Source organism: Erythrobacter sp. JB3-1, from assembly GCF_057364995.1.
Map to the genome: position 1 here is coordinate 161,308 of NZ_CP200289.1, position 24,032 is coordinate 185,339.

29 protein-coding genes are annotated in these 24,032 nt (G+C 58.7%); 19 read left to right on the plus strand and 10 right to left on the minus strand.

Annotated elements, in window-relative coordinates; translation table 11 throughout:
- The first annotated feature begins 1 nt into the window (after position 1).
- From AC0V6M_RS00805 to ruvX, 6 genes are read left to right on the plus strand one after another with little or no spacing between them, the layout of a single operon-like run.
- Positions 2-298 (plus strand): pyridoxal phosphate biosynthetic protein, encoded by a 297-nt coding sequence (locus AC0V6M_RS00805; protein ID WP_486136968.1) that lies wholly within the window; start codon positions 2-4, stop codon positions 296-298.
- Between the two features lie 9 nt (positions 299-307).
- A complete protein-coding gene (locus AC0V6M_RS00810; RefSeq protein ID WP_486136969.1) occupies positions 308-625 on the plus strand; it encodes a hypothetical protein in 318 nt (105 codons plus the stop codon).
- The gene (acpS, locus tag AC0V6M_RS00815) at positions 622-1,032 is read left to right on the plus strand and encodes a holo-ACP synthase (protein WP_486136970.1); all 411 of its coding nucleotides are present in this window, start codon (positions 622-624) and stop codon (positions 1,030-1,032) included. The genes AC0V6M_RS00810 and acpS overlap by 4 nt, the downstream gene beginning before the upstream one ends.
- An 8-nt stretch (positions 1,033-1,040) precedes the next feature.
- Positions 1,041-1,940 (plus strand): signal peptidase I, encoded by a 900-nt coding sequence (lepB, locus tag AC0V6M_RS00820; RefSeq protein ID WP_486136971.1) that lies wholly within the window; start codon positions 1,041-1,043, stop codon positions 1,938-1,940.
- Positions 1,941-1,952: 12 nt separating this feature from the next.
- Positions 1,953-3,128, plus strand: coding sequence for a DUF3089 domain-containing protein (locus AC0V6M_RS00825; RefSeq protein WP_486136972.1), 1,176 nt, complete (start codon positions 1,953-1,955; stop codon positions 3,126-3,128).
- On the plus strand, positions 3,110-3,595 hold the full coding sequence (gene ruvX, locus AC0V6M_RS00830; RefSeq protein WP_486136973.1) for a Holliday junction resolvase RuvX: 486 nt from the start codon (positions 3,110-3,112) through the stop codon (positions 3,593-3,595). The genes AC0V6M_RS00825 and ruvX overlap by 19 nt, the downstream gene beginning before the upstream one ends.
- On the opposite strand, the gene AC0V6M_RS00835 is transcribed toward ruvX, so the two are convergent.
- Genes AC0V6M_RS00835 through AC0V6M_RS00845 form a run of 3 tightly spaced genes read right to left on the minus strand, consistent with a single transcriptional unit; the run spans position 3,592 to position 5,646 of the window.
- On the minus strand, positions 3,592-4,500 hold the full coding sequence (locus AC0V6M_RS00835) for a transposase (protein WP_486136974.1): 909 nt from the start codon (positions 4,498-4,500) through the stop codon (positions 3,592-3,594). The genes ruvX and AC0V6M_RS00835 overlap by 4 nt on opposite strands.
- The gene (locus AC0V6M_RS00840) at positions 4,485-5,471 is read right to left on the minus strand and encodes a hypothetical protein (RefSeq protein ID WP_486136975.1); all 987 of its coding nucleotides are present in this window, start codon (positions 5,469-5,471) and stop codon (positions 4,485-4,487) included. Before AC0V6M_RS00840 ends, AC0V6M_RS00835 begins: the two co-directional genes overlap by 16 nt.
- Positions 5,472-5,487: 16 nt before the next feature.
- The gene (locus tag AC0V6M_RS00845) at positions 5,488-5,646 is read right to left on the minus strand and encodes a hypothetical protein (RefSeq protein WP_486136976.1); all 159 of its coding nucleotides are present in this window, start codon (positions 5,644-5,646) and stop codon (positions 5,488-5,490) included.
- A 126-nt stretch (positions 5,647-5,772) separates the two neighbouring features.
- On the opposite strand from AC0V6M_RS00845, the gene AC0V6M_RS00850 reads away from it, so the two are divergent.
- Positions 5,773-6,273: a PaaI family thioesterase gene (locus AC0V6M_RS00850; protein WP_486136977.1), complete on the plus strand. Its 501-nt coding sequence runs from the start codon at positions 5,773-5,775 to the stop codon at positions 6,271-6,273.
- A gap of 84 nt (positions 6,274-6,357) precedes the next feature.
- On the plus strand, positions 6,358-6,687 hold the full coding sequence (locus AC0V6M_RS00855; protein WP_486136978.1) for a PaaI family thioesterase: 330 nt from the start codon (positions 6,358-6,360) through the stop codon (positions 6,685-6,687).
- Here the strand turns inward: AC0V6M_RS00855 and AC0V6M_RS00860 are convergent.
- The 3 genes from AC0V6M_RS00860 to AC0V6M_RS00870 all read right to left on the minus strand — a co-directional run bounded on the left by AC0V6M_RS00860 (position 6,684) and on the right by AC0V6M_RS00870 (position 10,555).
- Positions 6,684-8,891: a transglycosylase domain-containing protein gene (locus tag AC0V6M_RS00860; RefSeq protein WP_486136979.1), complete on the minus strand. Its 2,208-nt coding sequence runs from the start codon at positions 8,889-8,891 to the stop codon at positions 6,684-6,686. The two genes, AC0V6M_RS00855 and AC0V6M_RS00860, sit on opposite strands and share 4 nt — an antisense overlap.
- Before the next feature lie 86 nt (positions 8,892-8,977).
- A complete protein-coding gene (locus tag AC0V6M_RS00865; RefSeq protein ID WP_486136980.1) occupies positions 8,978-9,487 on the minus strand; it encodes a DUF3617 domain-containing protein in 510 nt (169 codons plus the stop codon).
- A gap of 75 nt (positions 9,488-9,562) precedes the next feature.
- The gene (locus AC0V6M_RS00870; protein WP_486136981.1) at positions 9,563-10,555 is read right to left on the minus strand and encodes an AAA family ATPase; all 993 of its coding nucleotides are present in this window, start codon (positions 10,553-10,555) and stop codon (positions 9,563-9,565) included.
- Positions 10,556-10,656: 101 nt separating this feature from the next.
- Here AC0V6M_RS00870 and AC0V6M_RS00875 point away from each other — a divergent pair, with 101 nt between their 5' ends.
- A complete protein-coding gene (locus tag AC0V6M_RS00875) occupies positions 10,657-11,496 on the plus strand; it encodes an oxygenase MpaB family protein (protein WP_486136983.1) in 840 nt (279 codons plus the stop codon).
- A gap of 15 nt (positions 11,497-11,511) precedes the next feature.
- On the opposite strand, the gene AC0V6M_RS00880 is transcribed toward AC0V6M_RS00875, so the two are convergent.
- Positions 11,512-12,105, minus strand: coding sequence for a DUF998 domain-containing protein (locus tag AC0V6M_RS00880; protein ID WP_486136984.1), 594 nt, complete (start codon positions 12,103-12,105; stop codon positions 11,512-11,514).
- Positions 12,106-12,166: 61 nt separating this feature from the next.
- On the minus strand, positions 12,167-12,772 hold the full coding sequence (locus AC0V6M_RS00885; protein ID WP_486136985.1) for a J domain-containing protein: 606 nt from the start codon (positions 12,770-12,772) through the stop codon (positions 12,167-12,169).
- 50 nt (positions 12,773-12,822) lie between these two features.
- On the opposite strand from AC0V6M_RS00885, the gene AC0V6M_RS00890 reads away from it, so the two are divergent.
- The 3 genes from AC0V6M_RS00890 (at position 12,823) to AC0V6M_RS00900 (ending at position 14,466) form a co-directional block, all read left to right on the plus strand.
- Positions 12,823-13,095 (plus strand): BolA family protein, encoded by a 273-nt coding sequence (locus tag AC0V6M_RS00890; protein ID WP_486136986.1) that lies wholly within the window; start codon positions 12,823-12,825, stop codon positions 13,093-13,095.
- Positions 13,096-13,169: 74 nt separating this feature from the next.
- Entirely contained in the window at positions 13,170-14,009 is an 840-nt protein-coding gene (locus AC0V6M_RS00895) for a helix-turn-helix domain-containing protein (RefSeq protein WP_486136987.1), read from the plus strand.
- 4 nt (positions 14,010-14,013) lie between these two features.
- On the plus strand, positions 14,014-14,466 hold the full coding sequence (locus AC0V6M_RS00900) for an NUDIX hydrolase (RefSeq protein WP_486136988.1): 453 nt from the start codon (positions 14,014-14,016) through the stop codon (positions 14,464-14,466).
- A 15-nt stretch (positions 14,467-14,481) separates the two neighbouring features.
- Here AC0V6M_RS00900 and AC0V6M_RS00905 read toward each other — a convergent pair whose 3' ends face one another.
- Complete coding sequence (locus AC0V6M_RS00905; protein WP_486136989.1) at positions 14,482-15,084, minus strand: DUF6445 family protein; 603 nt, start codon at positions 15,082-15,084, stop codon at positions 14,482-14,484.
- 183 nt (positions 15,085-15,267) lie between these two features.
- Here AC0V6M_RS00905 and AC0V6M_RS00910 point away from each other — a divergent pair, with 183 nt between their 5' ends.
- Positions 15,268-16,080 carry an SDR family NAD(P)-dependent oxidoreductase gene (locus AC0V6M_RS00910; RefSeq protein ID WP_486136990.1) on the plus strand — a complete coding sequence of 271 codons (813 nt, stop codon included), beginning with the start codon at positions 15,268-15,270 and terminating at the stop codon, positions 16,078-16,080.
- Positions 16,081-16,085: 5 nt separating this feature from the next.
- Complete coding sequence (locus tag AC0V6M_RS00915) at positions 16,086-16,973, plus strand: alpha/beta fold hydrolase (protein WP_486136991.1); 888 nt, start codon at positions 16,086-16,088, stop codon at positions 16,971-16,973.
- Here AC0V6M_RS00915 and AC0V6M_RS00920 read toward each other — a convergent pair.
- Positions 16,970-18,034 carry a DUF2332 domain-containing protein gene (locus AC0V6M_RS00920; RefSeq protein ID WP_486136992.1) on the minus strand — a complete coding sequence of 355 codons (1,065 nt, stop codon included), beginning with the start codon at positions 18,032-18,034 and terminating at the stop codon, positions 16,970-16,972. The two genes, AC0V6M_RS00915 and AC0V6M_RS00920, sit on opposite strands and share 4 nt — an antisense overlap.
- Positions 18,035-18,149: 115 nt before the next feature.
- Here AC0V6M_RS00920 and hisG point away from each other — a divergent pair, with 115 nt between their 5' ends.
- From hisG to AC0V6M_RS00945, 5 genes are all read left to right on the plus strand, one after another.
- Positions 18,150-18,830: an ATP phosphoribosyltransferase gene (gene hisG, locus AC0V6M_RS00925; RefSeq protein WP_486136993.1), complete on the plus strand. Its 681-nt coding sequence runs from the start codon at positions 18,150-18,152 to the stop codon at positions 18,828-18,830.
- Positions 18,830-20,119: a histidinol dehydrogenase gene (gene hisD / locus AC0V6M_RS00930; protein WP_486136994.1), complete on the plus strand. Its 1,290-nt coding sequence runs from the start codon at positions 18,830-18,832 to the stop codon at positions 20,117-20,119. The genes hisG and hisD overlap by 1 nt, the downstream gene beginning before the upstream one ends.
- Positions 20,116-20,568 carry a transcription antitermination factor NusB gene (gene nusB, locus AC0V6M_RS00935; protein WP_486136995.1) on the plus strand — a complete coding sequence of 151 codons (453 nt, stop codon included), beginning with the start codon at positions 20,116-20,118 and terminating at the stop codon, positions 20,566-20,568. Before hisD ends, nusB begins: the two co-directional genes overlap by 4 nt.
- 84 nt (positions 20,569-20,652) lie before the next feature.
- Positions 20,653-21,510 (plus strand): thiamine-phosphate kinase, encoded by an 858-nt coding sequence (thiL, locus tag AC0V6M_RS00940; RefSeq protein ID WP_486136996.1) that lies wholly within the window; start codon positions 20,653-20,655, stop codon positions 21,508-21,510.
- Positions 21,511-21,667: 157 nt separating this feature from the next.
- A complete protein-coding gene (locus AC0V6M_RS00945; RefSeq protein WP_486136997.1) occupies positions 21,668-23,782 on the plus strand; it encodes a sodium-translocating pyrophosphatase in 2,115 nt (704 codons plus the stop codon).
- Positions 23,783-24,032: the final 250 nt, after the last annotated feature.

Consider the following 24,032-nt stretch of genomic DNA (forward strand, 5'->3'; position numbering starts at 1 on the left):
TGTGGCCGACGCCGACCGCCCAGACCTCCCCGATCTGACCGCTGAGCAGAAACGCTGGGCCTTTGGCGCGGCGGGCCTGTTCATCCTCAGCATTGGCTTTCTGGGATATGCTCTGTCAAACGGCGTGCTGGTCGCCTTCGCAATTGGCTGGGTCGCCTTACAGATTTTCGGCTATATCGGATCGCTGAAACGCGGGAATGGCGATTTTGCCCATCCCTTATTCAAGACCCAGGTGATGCTGCACGCGGCGGCCTTGGGTCTGTTGGTTATGGTAATGTCGCGGGCTTTGGGCGGATGAGAATGACGCATGGATAACAGCGCTGAGAAGAAAAAGCCGGGCTGGATGCTTGCCATCATGGTTTGCTGGTACGCGCTGTGCCTGCTCGGAACCGGCTTCATTGCGCTGATCGGCATGGCCTTTGGATCAGAGGTTCACCGCGGCGATCCAATTCCACTACTTGATACCTTGATGGTCCTTAGCCCATTTCTAATCAACGTCGCTCTGCTGATCGCGACTGTTGTCTTGTGGAACAAAGATAAAGTCCGAGAGGCGACCCTGCTTTGGGGCGCGAGCTTCCTTTTGGCTCTCGGCGCAATCGGGTTTTTCAGCGGAGTGGCAATATGATCATCGGCACCGGATCGGACCTCTGCAATATTGAACGGATCCAAAACTCGCTCGACCGGTTTGGCCAGCGGTTTGAAAACCGCGTCTTCACCGAGAAAGAGCGGGCCAAGGCCCAGCGCCGTCCCTTCACCATCGCTGGCACCTATGCGAAGCGATTCGCCGCCAAGGAAGCTTTTAGCAAAGCAGTCGGCACCGGATTTCGGCGCGGCGTCTTTATGAAAGACATCGGTGTGGTCAATGCGCCCTCTGGCGCGCCGACGCTCGCGCTAACCGGAGGCGCGGCGAAGCGTCTTGCGGAAATGGTCCCGGAAGGCCATGAGGCGCATGTTCATCTGACTCTAACCGACGATCATCCATGGGCGCAGGCCTTCGTAATTATCGAAGCCTTGCCCATCCCCCAGACCTAACGAGCATTATGACCGAAGCCACGACAGTGACAGACACCAGCATCAAAACTGACGAGACGGCCGAAGAAAAGGTCAATTGGTTCGCGGAGCTTCGCGGCCTTTTGCTGATGCTGCTCGCAGTGCTGGCGTTTCACAGTCTGGTGGCAAAGCCATTCTACATTCCGTCCACTTCGATGATGCCGACCCTGCATGTTGGCGACCGATTGGTGGTGAGCAAATATCCTTATGGCTGGTCTTGGGCATCGGCGAGTTTCCACCTGCTGCCGCGCGGTGAATGGCGGGCGTTTGGCAGCACGCCTGAATATGGCGATATCGTCATCCCCGTACATCCCGTTCGCGACGAGGACTATATCAAGCGCGTGGTTGCCTTGCCCGGTGACACCATCGAAGTCCGCGAAGGGCAAATCATTCTCAATGGCGAAGCGATCAAGCGTGAGGTTGTGCCAGCGGTGCGCATCCCGTTTGAAGAAGAGCTGACTTGTGATGATCGCCCGTGTCTGACGGCGTTCGAGCCCTACCGGGCCCGCGAAGCAAGCGGCGCTCAATTCTACGAACCGCCGACCTACCGCGAGACGCTGCCCAATGGCGCGACGTATTTGACGATTGACCACATTGAGGGCCAACCGCACGACAATTTCGGGCCGCTGATGATCCCAGAGGGCGCTGTCTTCGTTATGGGCGACAACCGCGATCATTCCGCAGACAGCCGCGCCACCATCCCTCAGCGCGGGCTTGGCGGCGCGATCCCGCTCGAAAACATTGGCGGGCGCGCAGAATTCATCACCTTCTCGCTCGACGGCTCAACCACTTGGAACCCAGGCAGCTGGTGGAGCAGCTTGCGCGGTGACCGCGCTTGGACCACGCTGCGTCCTGCCATTGCCGAGCGCAGCGCAGCAGACAGCGAGTAAGCAAGCCAGCGCATGGCCAAGAAATTCCTCTATTTCATCGCATTTTGCATCGTCGCCGCTCTTATCGGTCGCATCGGCTGGGAAATGTTCAAAGGCGATTTGGCGGCCTTTGCCTTGGTGCCGGACACAGAATTTGTCGAACAAGAGGCCTTGGCCGACAACGCCTATCAAGACCCAGCGCTATGGTATTCGCGCCCCGGTATCGGCGTGACCGATCCCGCCCGCTGGCAACCAGCCTATGCGCCAGCCGTAAGCGAAGGTGAGACCACGGAAGGACGCGCGCCTGCACAGCGCCCCGATGACGTCACGGCGTCAGATCTGCCCGATTTCGCGGTCTTCTTCATCCACCCGACCAGCTATCTCGAGCGCGCCAATTGGAACGCGCCGATTGGATCGGAAGAGGCCGAGCGCGTCGCAAGACTTTATGTGCGCGGCATGGCCAGCCCATTTAACGCCGCTTCAGAGATTTGGGCCCCGCGCTATCGCCAGGCGACCATGGGCGCATTCCTGACCGACGCACCGGAGGGACAGCAAGCCATCGATGCCGCCTATGCCGATGTGCTGGAGGCCTATCGCTATTTCCTAAGCTCGCTCAATGAAGATACGCCGATTGCACTTGTCGGACACAGCCAGGGCTCGCTCCATTTGCTGCGTCTGCTGCGCGAGGAAGTGAGCGGATCAGAGATCGCACCGCGCGTCATCGCCGCTTACGCTGTCGGCTGGCCAATCTCGATCAAGCACGACTTGCTTGCCCTTGGCATGCCAGCATGCGCGACCGCCAATCAGGCAGGCTGCGTGCTGTCATGGTCAAGCTTTGCGGAGCCAGCCGATCCGTCGGACGTGATGGAAACCTACGCCAAATCAACCGGCTTTGACGGGACGCTGCGCGGGGACAGCAAAATCCTGTGCACCAACCCGCTGACCGGGACGATTGGGGCAGAGGCGGCGATGGAAGCAAACCTCGGCACTTTGGTGCCCAACACTGATATCAGCGACGGCGAGCTTGTGCCCGGCGCGGTCCCTGCCCGCTGTGATGAGCGCGGCCTGTTGCTGATTGGCGATCCGCCTGAAATGGGTCCATACGTGCTGCCCGGCAACAATTACCACGTCTATGACCTCCCTCTATTTTGGGCCAACACACAGGCGGACATCGCCCGCCGAGCTATCGCATGGCAAGCAGCGCGCTGATCACCGAGGACGCGGGCGAGTTTCGCGGCGCACTGCCTGATGGCGGGGCGCTCCTCGGGCTCGATCTTGGCACCAAAACCATTGGCACCGCAACCTGCGACGGCGGATGGCGATTTGCGACCAATCACACGACATTGCCACGCGGCAAATTTGGCCGCGACCGTGAAGAACTGCGCAAGGTGATCAAGGACCGCAGCAGCGCCGGGATTGTCATTGGCCTGCCGCGCAATATGGACGGCAGCGAGGGGCCGCGCGCGCAAAGCAGCCGCGCCTACGCCCGCAATCTGGCCGAGAGCTTCAATCTGCCGATCCTGCTGTGGGACGAGCGTTGGTCCACGCAGAGCGCTGAGGCGGCGATGATCGGTCAAGATATGAGCCGCGCCAAGCGGGCTGAAGCGATCGATAGCCACGCGGCCGCCGTGATCTTGCAAGGCGCAATCGACCGGCTGGCCGGCGGAGTGCTTTAAGGCTCGCTAGCGGCCAACTCCTCCCGCTTGCTGCGCGCGATTTCCGCCAGCATCCGGCTACCCGCCCCTTCCGCCTCTTGCCACAAAGCGTCGCGATCCTGCCTCTCGCTCAGCCGCACACTACGCGCTTCATAGCTGGCCTGGCGCAGGCGTTCGCTTGGGTGATGGCGCCCAACCCACTCGGCATAATCCTGCGCTTCGTCGCTGCCAGTGGCGACCGCGATTCGCAGGAATGCCTCGGTCGAATTGGGGCTGAGCACGCGCTCAATCCGCTCTTCCTCCAGATCAAAGCCATATTGATCATACCAATGCTGCGCCGGGTCGACATGCATCACATTGATCGAGACCGAGAGGCTTTCAGGCGGCAACTGGCTGTGGATGTCGCGGTGCGCGCGGTACAGCATCAGCTTGTTTTCAGACAGAGCGGTGCGCTCGACAAAGGTCAGCTTCGCATGCTCACCAGGATAGCCCGAGTGATCGGCATAATCATATTCGTAATAATCGCTGCGATAGCCCGGCCCCAAATAGCCGCTGGTGAGAAACGAGAAATTGTGATCGTGCGGAACGCCATAGACGAAGCTCTTGGCCCCGCTCGCCTTGAAACACAGATCATCCTCCGCCGGCCAGATATTGGCGCGCAGGAAGACATTGCCGGCCAGCGGGCTGAGCACAATGGACTGCGGGCCGTAGCCGCTTTCCTGGCCGACTTCGCGGTGGCGATGCTTGATCTGATCAAGCAGCATATCGCCCAGAAATGTTCGGTTGTTGGTCAGCGCGCGCAGGTAAGTCGCGGCCTGCTCTGTTCGCTCCTCGCAGGCCGGGTCAAAGTCAATTCCGGCGAGCGCGTCGATGGTCTCCTCTAGGCTAGCCGCGCAGTCGGTCGGCGCCTCTATGATACGGGGCAAGGTTCGCCCTCCTTCGTCAGATCGGCAAGCCGGGCATTGGCAGCGATCAGGGTTTGCTTGAGCGACGCAGCAGGCGAAGCAATCGGATCATGCTGCTGCCCGGACAATCGACCGAGCAGGGCCATTCCTTCGGCTGCATCCAGCGCCAAAGTCTGGCGCACCGCTTCCCAGCGCAGGTCAGCATCATCGCTCACAGATAGAGCCAGTTCTTGCATCACCGGCACAGCATCAGCGCGCTCCATCGCGCCCAGCACATCCACCGCCATAAAGTGCTGGCTGGAGCGTTTATTTGCGCTGACTTGATGGATCAGCGTGCCATCAGACAGCAGATATTCACGCGACGGCTTCGGCTTTGCCGGGATGCGGGTCGGCTGCAGCAACAGCATCGAGCCCTCAACCTTTAGAAATTCGCGCGTTTGCACACCCGCCGGCTGCGTAACGCGGCTGCCCGCTTCGTAAGTGGTAGGGCATGAATTGATGCGCGCTCGGCCTGAATGGATCCCGGTCAGCTGATGCTGCACCCCATGCGCTTTGCCCGCCAAGACAATCTCGCAAACCTCGCGGTCGGCGAAGACCGCGCTTTGCGGTTCAGAGGCCGAGCTGAGCTCGCTGTAGACAAACAGAGAAAGCGTCGTGCCACCACTATTCATCGGCTGCAGCGTCCCCAATCCCGGCGCAACACTATGGCGCATTGGAACCTGGCCCAGCGGCTGATCCATCAACGGCGCCAGCAATCTATTGCACCAATCACCAATAAAGCGCGACGCGGTCTCATAATTGCTGAGCACGCCAGACAAGGTTTCGCACATGCCCAGCGGCCTTCCCGCGTCATAGGCCTCCAGCTCCTCTTTGAGAGCCATGACGTCGCTCCTCGATTGCCATTCGGCAACCGCGCGCGTCATCGGCATTTGCGCATGGCGCTGCAGAGTGGGATCACTCCGCAGCGCCGCGATATCAGGATGAATCTGCATCGCTTGCACTACCTGCTTAAACGACTGCAGCAGGCGGGATGGTGTCGTAGAGATAGACCATGATGACCACGATCCGGTCGTCATATGTCGCTCCAGACTGCAGCGCGGAACCAAACAGACCGCTCGCGGTTTCCAGTCCAGGCAGCAAAGCGAGATCAATTTTAGCTAAGTTCATTTTGTTACCCTCCAAGGTCGCACCGAAACGGGATTGCCGCGGTGCAAGGCCAAGAATGACCGGGCCGACAGATTCGCTGAAATTAAAAGATTGTAATGTTGGAACGCTCGGGACAGAGGTCTGTTTATGAGCTCGTCCAAGGCCCGATTTGACCCTGAACAGGCGTCCAAATTTTTCATCAAGCATGGCCATTCTGGCTGGCTGGGAATGCGTTACCGCGACCATGGTGAGAACTGGGTGGAGCTGGAATTGCCCTGGCGAGAGGACTTGCTGGGCGAGGAAGATCGCGCCGTCCTGGCTTCTGGCCCAATCGTGAGCCTGATGGATATGGCAAGCGGGATGAGCATCTGGACGACGAAGGGCGATTTCATCCCCATCGCGACGCTAGACCTGAGAGTTGATTATCAGCGGCCAGCGAAAGAACGCGCCGCCGTGATCGGCTGGGTTGAATGCTATCGCACCACCAAATCGGCGGCATTTGTGCGGGGGATTGCCCATGACGGCGACCCGGATGATCCGGTCGCGCATATCGCCGGCGTATTCATGACCATTGGCCGCGATCCGCGCCAAGGCAAGGTTCCCATGGGCAAAGACGCCGCCAGCTCTGCGGGAACCGGCAATGAGTAGCGTTCAAGACGATCCAGCAACCGCGCTAGTGCTCCCCCTTATGCTCGCGCTCTGGGCGTTTCACTGCATGGGCTGGAAGGCGATATGCCGGTTATAACTGTGGGTTTCAGCTCCGTCATCGAGGGCAGACCAGGCGCATTCCATGGCGGCGCAACCGCGGGTCTGCTCGAGAATGCGGGCTATGCCGCGTTGCGCGCTGTGCTGGTGAGAGAGGGCCGTAACCCTAAGCTCAAGCCGGTCAATATCACGGTGCAATTTCTCGCAGCAGGCAAGCAAAAGCAGACCTATGCCGTGGGCCGGATCACCCGGCTTGGTCGGCGCAATGCCAATATCGCGGTTGAGGCATGGCAGGATGATCGCGAGCGGCCAATCGCCACTGCGATCCTCAATATTTTGATGGCAGAGCGCGACTAACGATTAGGCGGCACAGGCTCCAGATTGAGACCATCCTCATCAATCCTTAGCTCCAAAGGCACGCCCTCGACTTCGGTTGAGAAGGTGATCCCTTCTTCATCAAAGCTGATCTCTGAACCGTTTTCATCGATCACGATTGTTTCGCCCTCGCCGACATCAAGCGGCTGCACAGGGCCTTCTGGATCAGGCGCGCTGGTGGGTTTCGGCGGAGCGAGCGACAGGGCGCCGCGCATGAACTCGCGCCAGATGCGGGCTGGTGTTCCCCCGCCCGTTACGCCGCCTAGCGAGGAATTGTCGTCATTGCCGACCCACACGCCGACCACTAGATCGCCCGCATAGCCGACGAACAAGGCGTCGCGGTAATTTTGTGTCGTGCCGGTCTTACCGTAATTCGCAATCGGCAAAGTCGCGGCCCGGCCCGTTCCGTTGTTGATTGCCGCGCGCAGCATCTGCTCGATATTCTCATGCGTGCGCGCTGACAGGCTATCCTCGCCTGATGTCAACCAGTCTAACCAACCCTCCTCCTCTTCCTCAAACGCATGGGGCTCAATCGGGAAGGTATTGCCAGCAAGGCCTGCATAGGCGGAGGTAAGCTCGAGCAGGGTCATGGATGATGTGCCGAGCGCGAGGCTGGGATCGCCCACAGGCAGGCTGGACTTAACGCCCAGCGCACGCGCCGTTGCGATCACTTGCTCGCTGCCAATCTCCTGGAACAGACGAACCGTCGCCACATTGCTGGAGCTCGCAAACGCCTGCTCGAGGGTCAATTCGTCGGAATAATTCTCGCCAGAGTTTTTCGGGCGGTAACTGCCTTGCTCAATGGCCGTGTTCGGAATGGTATCATCCGGCTGCCATCCAGCCTCCAGCGCAGCGAGATAGACGAACAGCTTGAAGGTAGAGCCCGGCTGCCTGCGGGCCTGCGTCGCTCGGTTAAACGGAGACTTCGCATAATCCTTGCCGCCGACCATTGCCACAACCTCACCCGATGGGCGCATTGCGACCAAGGCGACCTGCGCCTCGCCCAGCTTCGCGCGGCCAACCACTTGGCTCGCGAGCGCTTGAAGGCGCGCATCTAAGGTCGTCGTTAGCGCCTGCTTGGCATAGCTTGCCTCAGCATCTTTGCGCGCAATCGGTAGTGCCCAATCGGCGAAATAGGTGCCTGTCGGAAGGTTGTTGCGCGCCCGCACATCGAGCTTTGGTGAAGGCAGGCTCGCGGCATCTTCTGCCGTCAAATAACCCTCTTCCACCATGGAAGAGATCACCAGACCCATGCGCTCTTTCGCAAGGTCATAATTCTTTGTCGGCGCAAGCCTGCTTGGCGCCTTCAAGAGACCTGCGAGCATGGCCGCCTGCTCGGGCCTGAGGTTTTCCGGATGGCGATAAAAGTAATGCAGGCTGGCCGCGCGCAGGCCGTATTGATTGTCGCCAAAATAGGCGTTGGAGAGATAGCGCTCGAGGATTTCGTCTTTGGTCAGCCAGGTTTCCAGCCATAGAGCGATGAGGGCCTCGCGCGCCTTGCGCGTCATGCTCTGCTCGGGCGTTAGGAAGGTGAACTTCGCCAGCTGCTGAGTGATGGTGCTGCCGCCTTGGCGCGGTCCGCCAGACAGGTTTGACCAAGCCGCCCGCGCTATACCCCGCGGATCAATGCCCCAATGCGAGTAAAACCGGCGATCCTCAATCGACAGGAACGCGCCGACCACATGTTCAGGTAATTCATCAACTTCGACCGGTTCATCGACCACAGCGCCGCTGCGGGCAATCGGGGTCCCATCGCTGGCAAGCAAAGTGATTTGAGGCGGCGCAATCGGTTCAAGCGACTTTGACAAAGGAGCGGTGAACGCCAGCCAGCCGACAATCAGGATGAAGCCGAGTAGGCACAACGCAATTCCTCGCGCAAACCATTTGCGGCGTTTCTGCCATTTGGTCGCTGGGATCGCAGGTGCCGGGTAATGGCCGGGTTCAATCTCTGCGGCGAGATCAGCACCACCATCCCGCTTTGACCCGCGGCCCCAGCTCGGCAGGCTAGGCCATTTCAACCAGCTACGTTTTGGCTTTCGGCGGTGCTGACCCCAATCGAATTTATTGTCGAATTCATCGAGCGCGCTGCCATAGGGATCTTGCAGCGAATAATAGCCCGCCTCTCGCCGGTCGCCCGGCCTGAGGTTGATGCCATCGTCATCGTCTGGTCGTTGCCGCCGAAACATGCGTGCTGTATTATACTATTAACACAGCACTTGCGAGCATTTTTTGCGGCGGAGGCGGGCCCGAAGCTATCGGGCCCAGCCCAAAATCAGGCGTCGCAGTCGCCGGTCCGCGTTGCAGTCATCGTCATCGCCACGCTGGCTTGTTGATCAAACTGCTTATTATCGATGTCGAATTTGATGTCAGCGGTAAAGCTATCGTCGGTCGCAGAGGCAACAAATTTGGTCTTGATGTCCCCTTGCGGTGCACCCTTGCATTCCATCTCAAGATCGATCGAAGTGTCCGAATCTTCGCGAGAGACTTCAGTGCAATTGCCGCCCATCCCTTCGTTCATTTCTTCGACGACATCTTTCCAATCAGGCGCGTCTTCTTGCGCGCTCATGCAATAGCTTTGGCCATTGCCAGAGGCCTGTTCCATCTGATTGCGAACCTGCTCTTGCTGAGCCTCGTCCATGCCGGGAAAAGACAGCTCGGTAACCTGGATCACCTGAGAGTACATGCCGGCGTCTGGCTGACCATCAGGGGCTGCTTCGCCCCCGCAAGCAGACAAAGCGAGGGCGGATGCGAACGTCAGTCCGGCTAGGATAGGCTTATTCATAGTGATTTCCTTTGCGACCATAAGGATAGATCAGAATGTTTCAGTCTCCACTCTGCATATGTCTAGAGAGCCGTGTTAACCGGTCTTCGCGATGCCCTCTGGCAAATCTTCGTTAAAGACCCGCTGGTAATATTCGCTCACCAGAACGCGTTCTGCCTCGTCACATTTGTTGAGGAATGAAAGGCGGAAGGCAAAGCCGAGATTCTTGAAAATCGCAGCATTTTGCGCCCAAGTGATGACCGTGCGCGGGCTCATCACGGTTGATATATCGCCGTTCATAAAGCCTTGGCGGGTTAGGTCCGCAACCTTCACCATATCCGCGATCACCGCGTCATCTGTGTCAGGCGTTTTCGACTTAACGATCTTCTGCTCGGTTTCAGCGGACAGATAATTGAGCGCAACCACGATGTTCCAACGGTCCATCTGCGCTTGGTTGATCGCCTGCGTCCCATGATACAGCCCGCTGGTATCGCCCAGGCCAACCGTGTTGGTTGTAGCGAACAGGCGGAAATAGGGGTTCGGCGTGATCACACGGTTTTGATCAAGCAGCGTGAGGCGGCCATCAAATTCTAGAATGCGCTGGATAACGAACATCACATCCGGGCGACCCGCATCATATTCGTCAAAGGTCAGCGCGACCGGGTGCTGCAGCGCCCACGGAAGGATACCTTCTTTAAACTCAGTGACTTGCAGACCGTCTTTCAGCACGATGGCATCACGCCCGATCAAATCGATCCGGCTGATATGCGCGTCCAGGTTCACGCGGACACTGGGCCAATTAAGCCGCGCGGCGACTTGCTCGATATGCGTGGACTTACCCGTGCCGTGATAGCCCTGAACCATCACGCGGCGGTTGTGCTCAAAGCCGGCCAAAATCGCGAGCGTCGTGTCAGGATCGAAGACGTAGCTATCGTCGGTCTCTGGCACATGCGCCTCTGCCACGCTGAATGCGGGCACTTGCCAATCGACATCAATGCCGAATGTGTCGCGCACATCGACCGTCGTGTCGGGCTGAGGGGGAAGCGCGCTGCTGGCGCCGTCGAAGCTGTTGTCTGCAGGAGAATTCATCGTGGATACCGCCTATCGCGAGGAACGCCCACCTGCAAGCATCCCGTCAAAATCATACGCCAACATTTTCAAATGACGTGCCTTTCCTATATTAGAGCTAGATGCCCGACCCAATCGAAAAACTGCGGCTGAAACTGGTTCAGCAGGTCCGCGATGTCTTCAACGATGCCAGCGCCGGGCAAAAGCTAGAGCCGCCTTCAGACGAGGCCTTGTTTGAGCGTGATACGCCGATCCGCATGGTGCATGCTGATCTGGTCGGAATGATGACCGGCGGCATTCGCAGCCTGCTGCTGCAAATGCTCCATCCCCATGCGCTCCAGGGCGTGCTCGACCATTCAAACTTTCGCGAAGATATGCATGGCCGCCTGCGCCGCACGGCGAAGTTCATCGCGGTCACCACTTTTGGCCACCGCGACCGCGCAATGGCGGCGATTGAGCGGGTCAATGGCATCCATGCTCAGGTGAACGGGACGCTGCCGGATGGCTCATCTTACATCGCGAATGATCCGCGCACGCTCGCTTGGGTCCATGTGGCCGAGGCGCAAAGTTTCCTAGCTGGATATATGCGCCATGTCCGGCCCAATATGCCGCGCAGCGAACAGGATGAGTATTACCTCCAGTTTGCGGTGATCGCCCGCGCTCTAGGCGCAGACCCAGTGCCGGACACCCGGGCAGAAGCCGATGCGATTTTCCGCGAGCTGCGCGTTGATCTGCGCCCTTCCCCGGAGGCGCGCAAGATCGCCAATCTGGTGCTCAACCAAAAGCCAGAGGGCACACCGCCGGGCGTGCAAGCCATGCTGGGCGGCGATGCAGTGGCGATGTTGCCGCCATGGGGCAGAAGCATGCTGGGGCTAAACGCACCCGGTCTAAGCGCCATCCCCGCGCGCGCCGCAACATGGGGCATGGGCCGGACCTTGCGCTGGGCATTTCGCCAGACTTAATTGTGCCGTTTGAAACTATTTATCAATCGCACTGGCAAGCCGAGTATGATGATACGCAAACAGCAACGGCCAAGCGAAATTGATAGACCCAAAAAAGCGCTGAAAGATGCCCGAATACCCTTCAGGCTCAAAGCCTGTAAGCAAGAGCCATAGGTATGTCATTCCGGCAAGACTAACAAACACGGTTGCAGTATGCAATTTTGATCGCAGGTCGGACGATTGTACATCAAGTAACGACAACGCTGGCGCCAAGATATTGAAAATTCCGATGACGTGGAAGCCGTGCAGTGGGCTACCCATTGGCCAGATGCCATTGCTGATCATTGCGACGCCAAAAATCATCCAGCACGCCGCACCAGCAGAGAAGGCCCTGCCCGACACTGCCCACACAGCCGCTCCAAAAACGAGCAAACTAACCCCAACTACCAAAGCGGCGATATTCACCAAAGTGTGAGAAAAATTGTTTTCTAGAGTCATCACGCTGACATGCGAGGCGATCGGATCATATCCAATCGCGAGAAAGCCCGCCACTGTACTTAGCACCAGCCAAACAGGCAGAGGAATGAAACCCGCTTTCGACAGCAACGTACTCGTATTCATACCCACCATTTCGAATAGCCCCCGGTTTGATATCGCCAGCTTGCACTCGGATTGGGACAACTAGCAATGCCTAAGTGAATGCACGCGCTTTGCGCAGCAATTGATAGGCCTCCACCACCTTGCCCAGGCGCGCTTCGTATTTGCGGTCCCCACCATTGCGGTCTGGGTGGTAACGCCGCACGAGCTCTGAATATCGCTGGCGCAGGCGCGGCCGATCGGTATCTTGTCCCAGCCCCATTGCTTCAAGCGCGCCGATCTCTTCCGCAGAGAAACGCGTCCCGCCAAAGCCATTGGGAGCCGCCTCTGCATCTCGCCTAGCGCGCCCCTTTATCCCGGCGGCCCGAGCCGAGATCGCATCCAAGGGATCATCAAAATCGGCCCAGCGCGGCATGCCATCAATCCCAGCGGTCGGCTTGAAGCTAGGGCTTTCGGTCTTCCAACCAGATGCCGGCGATTGCGCAGCAAGGATTTCCTCTGCGTTCATGCCTTCGAACCAATCATAGCCCGAATTGAACTGGCGCACATGCTCCAGACACATCCAGCGCCATTCCCCCGGACCGTCAAAGCCATTGGGACGGTTGCCCGGCGCACGAAACTCGCCAGCCTCCTCACAGCCCGGGGCTTCGCAATCGCGTGCAGCGTCTTCGTGACGTCCATGAAACTTGGCAGAGCGCATGAAAATAGAGCATGGGGTCTCAGAACCCTAAATCCAAGAGAGAGAACGCGATGAACGGCTCAATTGCCCAAGAAATGTCACGGCTGCTGACGGAGGCTTTTTCGCCAAGTAAGCTCGAGATCATCAATGATAGCGCGCAGCATTCGGGCCACGCCGGGGATGATGGCAGCGGCGAATCGCACTTCACCATCATGATCGAAGCTTCGGCTTTCGCCGAAATGAACCGGCTCGCCCGGCAGCGTGCTGTTATCGCTGCGTTGGGTGACATTGTCGGTGAACGGGTGCATGCTGTTGCGATAAAGGCAAGCGTGCCGGAAAGTTAGAGCGAGCCAAGCGCCAAACTTGTGCAGGGAAGCTGGGGAGCGGAGACAATGCGAGCTCATGATCAGGCGGGCTGATGCTGCTGTCTCGCACCTACCACCCCTCGCCCGATGTCGCACCCTACATCAGGCGGTTCTATGTGTTTCAGGCGCAATTGCCCGAAACCATGGTGATCGAAGATTTTCTGCTGTCAGAGACCGCCTTTGTGCGCTGCCTGGTTGAGGGTGATTGGTCCGGTGAGATTGCGCCCGGCGAATGGTCCCGGCCCAGCGACACATTGCTGTTCGGAGCCAATGCAGGCCCGTTTATGGTTAGGGTAAAGGGCAGTTTCAACGTTGTTGGATTTGCCATCCGCCCCAGCGGTTGGCGCGGTTTATTCGCCAAGTCACACGCTGAATATGTCGACCGCCTAATGCCTCTGGCGGACGAGTGGGGCGATCTGGCCAGCGAATTACAACAAGGCATCTGTGCTGCTGGGAATGACAAGGCGAAAGTTGCGGCGATGGAGGCCGTTATCCTGCGCCGGATCGAGCAACATGGGCACCCTCAGGTGGACAAACAGCTTGCCAAATTTGAGGTGTTTGCGCGCAGAGACAGCACAATCAGAATTGATCAGGCTGCTGACGACATTGGCATTTCCATCCGTCAGTTAGAGCGCCGATGTAAGGATGCTTTTGGACTGACACCAAAGGGCGTTTTGAGGCGCAGCAAGTTCCTCGACATGGCGGCAGCGATGCGCGGGTTTGGCAATGCCAGCGAAAAGGATTTGGCGCAGCTGCGCTATTTCGATCAATCGCACCTCAACCGAGAGTTTCGCAAATTCACAAGGATGACACCGGGGCAATTCAAGAATGCCGTCACACCGTTGCAAACCGCTGGACTGAAGCTGCGCGAAGAAAGCCGGAACGAGGATTAGGCAAATGCACGAAGCGGCAAAGAAGCGCATCCGGCGCGCGGCGAGGATTGTCGTTCTCAGCCCTGAAAACCGCGCTCTGATGTTCCGCTTTGATGTCGCTGACCGGCCGCCGTTTTGGGTGACCGCAGGCGGCGAATGCGAGGCTGGCGAGAGCTTTGAAGAGGCAGCGAGGCGCGAATTGTTGGAGGAGACCGGCATAGTCGCCGATCCAGGCTCGCAAATCGCCCAGATCGAGCCAGAATTCATCACCGTCGAAGGTGAACCCGTGCGGGCGGATGAGCGCTATTTCATCGTCCGCGCGGGTAGCGAGCTAATCGACACCACCCGTCACACCGAACTTGAGCGCAAAGTGATGACCCAGCACCGCTGGTTCACCATGGACGAACTTGAGAGCTGGCACGAAGCGATCTACCCAGAGAATATAGCGGCGCTGATCAAGACTGGCTCAGCTCTTTAGAGCCACGTACTATGATCAACCAAGAGTGAAAAACATAGTGTAGATTAGCCGTCCGTTTTCGATCGACGTACCAAATCCTTTGCCTGAGGTATGGAACAACCATGGGCGCAGTAGCAACAACCGGTTGTAGCGCATGGGTATTTCCATGGTCTTCTCCCACGCATCATGGTCCAAAGCGTCAGCCTCGACCGTCTGCAACAATGCATCTGCTTGCGATGCAAAGCCCGCTGCATGCGCCGCCTTATCATTGAATGGTGCGCTCTCAAGCCCAGTTTTTTTATGCCTGTAGAACTCGGTCCCTCCGCGGCAATCTTGGGGTTTGGATAGATACAGGATGCCGGACCATTGCGAGGGATCAATGTGAATCGCCGGTATCCCATCATGCTCTTCTAGAGTGACCCGAAACTTTCCATGCGACTGAAGTGGCTCAATTGGCTTAAGGCGCTCACCTACAAGCTGCGAAACATATTGCTCCAACCCAGGTAAGTTAGCGTGTTGCTTTGAATTTCGGCCGACATAAGGACCAGGTTGATCGTGATACTCCAAGCCTAGCGCCTGTTCGCGCATCCCATCCGGGTTCTCAAGGAAATCATCAATCACGAGAAATGACAGCGCCATAGAACGACTTTCCAAAAAAATTGGCTCAAGCGGCCAAGAATATAGTTCATGGACGCCTTAAGCTCTCAAATCGTTTTTTCAATTCCGCGCTTTGCGATCACAGGTCGGCGTTGGCCCAGTATTCCTATGCGAGGGCTTGCCAGCTCACCATTACTCAATCATCTGTTCCGCCAGGGAGAGAAAATGGACTACACCGGCAAAACCGTTTGGATTACTGGCGCATCTTCGGGAATTGGCGCGGCATTGTCGCGCGAGTTGGCGCGGCGCGGTGCGTATTTGGTGTTGTCGGGCCGCGATGAAGCGCGGTTGGCCGAGGTCGCGCAGGATTGCGGCGAGACATTACTCCTGCCGTTTGATGTGCGCGATGACGCAGCGCTTGCCGATGCCACCGCCAAAGCTATCGCTTGGAAAGGCGGGGTCGATCTGGCGTTCGCCAATGCTGGGGTGTCTCAACGCAGCCGCGCGCTCAACACAGATATGCAGGTCTACCGCGACATAATCGATATCGATCTCACCGCGCAGATCGCCTTCTCACAAGGTTTGATCGGACACATGGCCCAGCGAGGCTCTGGCGGCATCGCCTTTATCTCGTCCATAGCGGGCAAAGTCGGTGTGCCGATGCGCACAGCCTACAGCGCGGTGAAGTTTGGCCTCGCTGGCTATGGCGACGCCCTACGCGGAGAATTGTCGCAATCGGGCGTCAATGTGCACATGATCTACCCTGGCTCCGTCGCCACCAATGTCGCGCGCAATGCTCTGACCGCGGATGGCGCAAAACGGGGCCGCTCTGACGATGTGATCGACAATGGCATCTCTGCCGAGGATGCAGCCAACACCATGCTAGGCGGGATTGCTGCTGGCGAGCGCGAGATCATCGTCGCGCAAGGGGCTGAGCTGGCGATGGGCGAGATGCGCCGTACGCCCGATGCTCTGTTCGACCAGATCGCTGGCATGGTCGCCAGCGGCTATATGGAGAAAATGGAAGCGGAGGATTGAGCGCGATGGAACAAAAACGCGTGCAACTTGCCAATGGAATTCATCTGGATGTGGTCGATGAAGGCCCGCTCGATGCCCCTGTCTTGATCTTCCTCCACGGCTTTCCTGAAAGCCACCGGACATGGCGCCATCAGATCGCGCATTTCAAGGATCGCTTCCGCTGCATTGCGCCCGATCAGCGCGGCTATCGCGGATCATCCAAACCGCAAGAGGTCGAGGCTTACACCCCGGACAAACTGATCGGCGATATCTTTCTGCTCGCCGATGCGTTGAGCATAGGGAAATTCACGATTGTTGGCCATGATTGGGGCGGCGCGATTGCATGGGGTGTGGCGCTAGGCGGCCAGCATATGCGGGTCGAACGCGCGGTGATTGCCAATGCCCCGCATCCCTCAATCTTCCAGAAATTGCTCTACACCCATCCGGGTCAGCGCGAGGCAAGCCAATATATTCGCGGGTTTAAGGACACGGCGAATGACGCGTTGATCAAGGACCAAGGCCTCACCGGCCTGATGCTGCAGGAGGTGAAGTGGGACCGCCCAGCCGCGATGGAGCCGGAAGAACGCGAGGCTTTGCTGCGCGATTGGCAAAACCGCGATGCCGCCTTTGGCATGATCAATTATTACCGCGCCAGCCCGATCACAGTGCCGACAATGGACGAACCGTTCGAAGTGCCATCGGATTACACTGGGCCAGATCTGCCCCAGTTGACCATCCCGACACTAGTGGTCTGGGCGATGGATGACTTGGCTTTGCCTGCGGAAAACCTTGATGGGTTGGACGAGCTCATTGACGACCTAACCATCGAGCAAGTCCAGGATTGCGGGCATTTTGTGGCATGGGAAGCACCGGAGAAGGTCAATGCGGCCATGGAGAAGTTTCTAGCGAACTAGCTCCCGCTCCACTCTACCCAGGCGCCGTGCGGATGCGCGTGTGCGAGGCAGACCTCCTCTTGCCCGCCCGGCCAATAACGCACGCGAAGTTCGTGGCGGAATGTCGCAGGGTCGGTTTCAAGCGCGATCCATGCGAGCGGTTTCTCGGCGCTCGCCTTCTCGCCAGCCGCCATAACCGCAGCCGTAATCTCACTTTGAGTGCCCTCGGGCATGTATTGCCACATGATCGAGTGAAACATGACGCGGGTCGTGCCGGGTTCTTGCGGCTTGGCCAATTGCTCCCGCACGAATTCGCCTGCGTCCATTTGCACGATATCGGGCGCGCGCTCGCTTGCGAGCTGAATTGCCGCATCGATCCGCTGCATCCGCTCCTGCGCGTCCGGCCAGACATAGCTTTTCAGCCTCAGAGCCGCGTCCGGATCGCTTAGATCAATCGGTCCAATATCGCAGCCGCAAATGGCGGTGATGTCTATTTCGGCGGTCGATGGCGATGCGCCTCGCCATTCAGGGATGATCTGCATCGGAGAGCATGGCGGCCCGCTTTCTGTATCGCCCAAACGGTAAAAATAGCGGTCCATCATAGTGTTAACCCCGGCACTTGCGCCGAGTTCAAACATATCGAACTTCGCAGGCACCCGGCCAGCCAACCATAGCAAACCAGCCATGATGCTGGCCGAGCGCCCGGCCTCATTGGTTTGCGGCGGTTCATCAAGCCAGGGGGCGAGTGCAGCATCGTGCGCGTCTACCACTGCGCAAACCAGCGCATCGACCTCCGCTTGGTCAGTGATCTCGTCGCGATACACCGGAGCAAGACGGTCATCCGCACCGCTTAAAACCAAGTAATGCATACCGCCCGCAATTCTAAGCGGCATTGCATCCTTCAGAGTGAGGCCCGGCCAATTCGTCATCCGTTGTGCAACGGCAGTGTCGCCTTTTGCGGCGGCGGCCAAAGCACGCACAATCCTTGCGGTGCACGGCGCTCCGTTTTCCTCGGCATGGGTCGCCTGCCAGCCCAGAGCCGCGTCAAAGTCTGAGGTGTCCATAATCGCCCCGTCACTCATGCCCTGTCACTCATGTAACGCGTCTCCTCACTATGTTGGTGGCGCGATCAAAGGCAGGTTTACCTGATCGTCCGTGTTGCCCTTTGGCAGTGCAATGCCTAAGTGCGGCTCCGCAATGACTACGGACAATTCAGGCCAGCTCACCTTTGCCATTCCCAAGGGGCGGATCCTCGATGAGGCTCTGCCTGTAATGGCGCGCGCCGGTGTTGAGCCCGAGGCCGCGTTTCACGACAAGAGCAACCGCGCGCTGAGCTTTGGCACAAATCGCGCCGATATGCGACTCATCCGGGTCCGCGCGTTCGATGTGGCGACCTTCGTTGCGCATGGCGCAGCGCAGGTTGGAATTGTTGGCTCTGACGTGATCGAAGAGTTTGATTACGCTGATCTTTACGCGCCGGTGGACCTTGATATCGGCCATTGCCGCCTGTCGGTTGCGCAGCGTGTGGATGACACCGCAGAGCAATCCAGCGCGAGCCACCTGCGGGTTGCGACGAAATACCCGAGCCTGACCCGGCGTCATTTTGAGGCGCAAGGCATTCAGGCTGAATGCGTGAAGCTCAATGGCGCAATGGAGCTCGCCCCCTCACTTGGCCTCGCGCGTCAGATCGTTGATCTGGTGTCGACCGGACGGACGCTGAAGGACAATGGCTTAGTCGAGACATCGAAGATCATCGACATCTCTGCTCGGCTGATCGTGAACCGTGCGGCGCTGAAAACCGATCCGCGTGTCGCTGAGCTTGTCGCCGCATTCCGCGCCGATATGGAAGCGCAAGCCGCCGAAAAGCAGATCGCATAATGCAAAAGCTGTCGACCAAAGATGCCGATTTTGAGCAACGCTTTGCCAAGATCGTCAATGCCCGGCGCGAAAGCGGCGAGAACGTCTCTGGCAAAGTCAGCGACATTCTCGCGCGGGTCAAAGCGAAGGGCGATGCGGCGTTGGTGGAATACAGCCAGCGTTTTGATGGGCACAGCCTGAGCACTGACGAAGACTGGTCGATCTCGCCCGAAAGCTGCGAGGCGGCGTATAACGCCCTTCAGCCAGAATTGCGCGACGCCCTGAACCTCGCCGCTGCGCGGATCGAGGCCTATCACCGCGATCAAATCCCGGCGAACCGCGATTTCACCGATGACGCTGGTGTGCGGCAAGGCGCAGTATGGCGCAGCGTCGATGCCGCCGGGCTGTATGTACCGGGCGGGCGCGCGGCCTATCCTTCGTCACTGCTGATGAATGCGATCCCAGCTAAGGTCGCAGGTGTTGAGCGCATTGTCGTGGTTACACCGACGCCAAAGGGCAATTCCAACCCGCTGGTCCTCGCCGCTGCGCATGTTGCGGGCGTGAGCGAGATTTGGCGCGTTGGCGGCGCGCAAGCAGTCGGCGCGCTGGCCTATGGCACCGAGCGGATCAAGCCGGTTGATGTTATCACCGGCCCCGGCAATGCCTATGTCGCGGAGGCCAAACGCCAGCTTTACGGCGTGGTCGGCATCGACATGGTCGCAGGGCCGAGCGAAATTCTGGTGATCGCAGATTGCGACAATGATCCAGACTGGATCGCAGCGGATCTGCTGAGCCAAGCTGAGCATGACCCGACCTCTCAGTCCATTTTGATCACCAATGACGCTACCTGCGCCGCGCAGGTTGAGGACCGCTTAACCGTCCAGCTCTCGCAGCTCGCAACGGGCAAAACCGCCAAGCAAAGCTGGGACGATCACGGCGTGATCATTCTGGTCGAAGACTTGGACGAGGCACCTGCGCTCGCGGACCGACTGGCCGCTGAGCACGTCGAACTAGCCGTAGCTGATCCAGAGGCGCTGTTTTCGAAGATCAATCACGCGGGCAGCGTGTTCCTAGGCCGAATGACGCCAGAGGCCGTCGGCGATTACGTCGCCGGGCCCAATCACGTATTGCCAACCGGCCGGCGCGCGCGCTTTTCCAGCGGGCTGTCCGTGCTCGACTTCATGAAACGCACCAGCTTCATCGCGCTGGATGACGACGCCTTTGCCGCGATCGGTCCGGCGGCGGCGACCCTCGCCCATGCAGAGGGTTTGCCCGCGCATGCCAAATCAGTGGAACTTCGCCTCAAATGAACACGCCCGCCCGCTCTCAAGCCCGCTCAACCGCGCGGCTCGCCGCTGTCCAAGCGCTCTATCAACTGCAGATGGAGGGTACTGCGCTCGCGAAGTTGCTCGATGAGTTTCACCAGCATCGCCTCGGCAAGACGATCGATGAAGACGAATTCGCCGATGCAGAAGTTGAGTTCTTCGATGATGTGGTGCGCGGAGTTGACGCGCGCGGCGAGGAGATCGACGCTTTGCTGACCGCCAAACTGGCCGATGGCTGGACACTGAAACGCCTCGACAAGACCATGCTGCAAATCCTGCGCGCCGGGACTTACGAGCTGCTCGCGCGCAACGATGTGCCAGCCGCAGCCGCCATCAACGAATATGTCGATGTGGCGAAGGCATTCTTCGACGACCGCGAAGCAAAATTCGTGAACGGCATCCTTGATGCAGTCGCAAAAGAAGTGAAGGTTTAGCTTGGGCTTGGCACCAATCGGTGCGACCCACCGCAAGGGCGATTGCCCGCCCGCAGTTGCGCAGACTTGTCTGCGGGAACCGAGATGAACGAAGCCGATTTCATCACCGCGCTGCGCGCTCTGCCGCTCCATTCCGGTGCGCGCGGGTTAAGCGATGATTGCGCTGTCTTAGAGATCGGCGGCGAAGCTCTTGTCCTAACCCATGATATGATGACCGAGGGCACGCATTTCCGGCCCAATGCCGACATGGCCGATGTTGCCTGGAAACTGGTCGCCTCAAACCTGTCTGACCTCGCAGCCAAGGGAGCTGAGCCAATTGGCGTATTGCTGGGCCATTCGCTTGGCCAGGATGACAAGCGCTTCCTTGCGGGCCTCGGCGAAGCGCTCAGCCGCTACAATGTGCCAATTCTAGGCGGAGACACCGTTTCTGCGGCGAGCCCGCGCACCTTCGGCCTCACCGCCATTGGCCGTGCAGTTCATACGCCGGTTCCCTCGCGCAGCGGTGCCTCACCCGGCGATGCGCTGTATATCACAGGCATGCTCGGCGCCGCCATGCTCGGCTTTGAAGGTGCGACTGAGCACCTCGAGGCGTTCAACCGCCCTCATCCGTTGTTGCAGCAAGGCCAATCACTAGCGCCGCATGTCAGCGCCATGATGGATGTTTCAGACGGACTGCTGCTCGATGCCTTCCGTCTTGCGGAGGCAAGCGAGGTCACCCTCGCAATCGAGAGCGAGAGTGTGCCGGTAGCGGATAGCAAGAGGCGCGAGGACTGCATGCGCTGGGGTGATGACTATGAGCTTCTGTTCACCGCGCCAGAGGGGCTGACCCTTCCCATTCCCGCCACGCGAATTGGCAGTGTTCAGCCGCTGGGCTTTGCTCCGCTCACGCTTGACGGCAACCCAATCGTCAATGCGCAGGGCCTCGGCTATCAGCACGGCTGATCCCGAATTGCCGGGCCGCTCTCAGCAAAAACGGCAAAATGGGCGGAGCCGCCCCGTTTCCTCCTTGCCAGCTTGACATCAGTCCGTATGGTTCACTCCACTGCGTCAATGGGAGAACCCAGGCGCAATCTTCATCCTGGGAGAGGGGATTCATTCAGTGGACTTAACACTCATATCAATTGGACTGGCCGTCGTTGCCATCATCTATGGCGTTGTCACCAGCCAACAAGTTCTCAGCGCGAGTGCTGGGAACGCCAAAATGCAAGAAATTGCTGGCGCCGTTCAAGAAGGCGCACAGGCTTATCTCAAACGGCAATACACCGCGATCGGCATCGTCGGTGTGGTGGTTGCCATACTCGTTTTCATTTTCCTTGGTGCGGTTTCTGCCATCGGCTTTGTTGTCGGTGCGGTACTGTCCGGTGTGGCTGGCTTTATCGGGATGAACATCTCGGTGCGTGCCAATGTGCGCACAGCGGCGGCGGCTGAAACAGGCCTTCAACAAGGGCTGACCGTGGCTTTCCGCGCTGGTGCGGTTACCGGCATGTTGGTCGCTGGCCTTGCGCTGCTGTCTATCGCAGGGTTCTTTTACGTGCTGGTTGGCACAATGGGCATGGACCTCACCGTGCTTGCTGAGAAACGCGAAGTCATCGACGCGCTTGTCGGGCTAGCCTTTGGCGCATCACTGATCTCGATCTTTGCGCGTTTGGGCGGCGGTATCTTTACCAAGGCCGCTGACGTTGGCGCCGATCTGGTTGGTAAGGTCGAAGCTGGCATTCCAGAGGATGACCCCCGCAACCCGGCGACCATCGCCGATAACGTGGGCGACAATGTTGGCGATTGTGCTGGCATGGCCGCTGACTTGTTCGAGACCTATGTTGTCACCGTTGGTGCAACCATGGTTCTGACCGCTCTGCTGTTCACCGGCCTTGCCGCTGACAGCCTGCTGGCGCTGATGAGCCTGCCGCTGATTATTGGCGGTGTTTGCATCGTGACCTCAATCATCGGGACGTACTTTGTTCGTCTCGGTTCCTCGAACAACATCATGGGCGCGCTCTATAAGGGCTTTATCATCACCACCGTTCTATCCGCTGTCGCGATCTACTTTGCGACTGATTATGCGGTTGGCATGGCCACGGAGTACACGCTGGGCGACAACACGTTCACTGGCATGTCGCTGTTCCTGGCGATGATGGTTGGCCTGGTCATCACTGGCCTGATCATCTGGATCACCGAATATTACACGGGCACAGAATACCGCCCGGTCCGCTCGATTGCGAAATCGTCTGAGACCGGACACGGCACCAACGTCATTCAAGGTCTGGCTATCAGCCTTGAATCGACCGCACTGCCGACCATTGTGATCGTGATCGGTATCATCGTGACATACCAGCTCGCTGGTCTGATGGGCATCGCCTTTGCGGCGACTTCAATGCTGGCGCTGGCCGGTATGGTTGTTGCTTTGGATGCCTATGGCCCTGTCACGGATAACGCTGGCGGCATCGCTGAAATGGCTGAGATGGAAGAAAGCGTTCGGGAGAAAACCGATGCGCTAGACGCCGTTGGCAACACCACGAAAGCAGTGACCAAGGGTTATGCAATCGGTTCTGCCGGTCTGGCGGCTCTTGTGCTGTTCTCGGCCTACACCGCTGACCTCAAAGAGTTCTTCCCAGATCTCGCGGTCAGCTTCAGTCTTGAAAACCCGTATGTCATCGTTGGCTTGCTGCTAGGCGCGCTGCTCCCGTACCTGTTCGGTGCGATGGGCATGACCGCCGTTGGCCGCGCCGCTGGTGATGTGGTGGTTGATGTGCGCGCGCAGTTTGCCGCGGACCCGGGCATTATGGATGGCACCAGCCGTCCAAACTATGCCCGCACGGTCGACCTGGTGACGAAGGCCGCGATCAAGGAAATGATCGTACCTTCCATGCTGCCAGTGCTCGCGCCAATTGTGGTCTACTTTGCTGTAACTGCGGCAACAGGCAGCCAAGCAGAGGGCTTTGCCGCTCTCGGCGCATTGCTGCTGGGTGTTATCATCTCGGGCATCTTCGTGGCGCTTTCCATGACCGCTGGCGGCGGCGCATGGGACAATGCCAAAAAGTATATCGAAGATGGCAATCACGGCGGCAAAGGCTCAGAAGCTCACAAGGCCGCTGTGACCGGTGACACTGTTGGCGATCCTTACAAGGACACCGCTGGCCCAGCCGTGAACCCAATGATCAAGATCACCAACATCGTCGCGCTGCTTCTGCTCGCGGCGCTGGCGGGCGGGCATTGATCTGACGCCAATCTGCGGCTGATTGATCGGCTGCAAACATCTTTAAACCCCGCCGGGCATAGGTCTGGCGGGGTTTTTTGTGGTCCGACGCCACGTTCAAACACTCGCACCCGAAGCGCGTCGCACAAACGCTTCCTTAACATCATTCGGCCTAAACCACGCCCCGCGTGCGATTCTGCGCGCTGGGAAAAGGTTAACGGATGGACATGGCAAGCGCGCCTGCAATGCCCAGCGCCCCTTCTCACTCTGG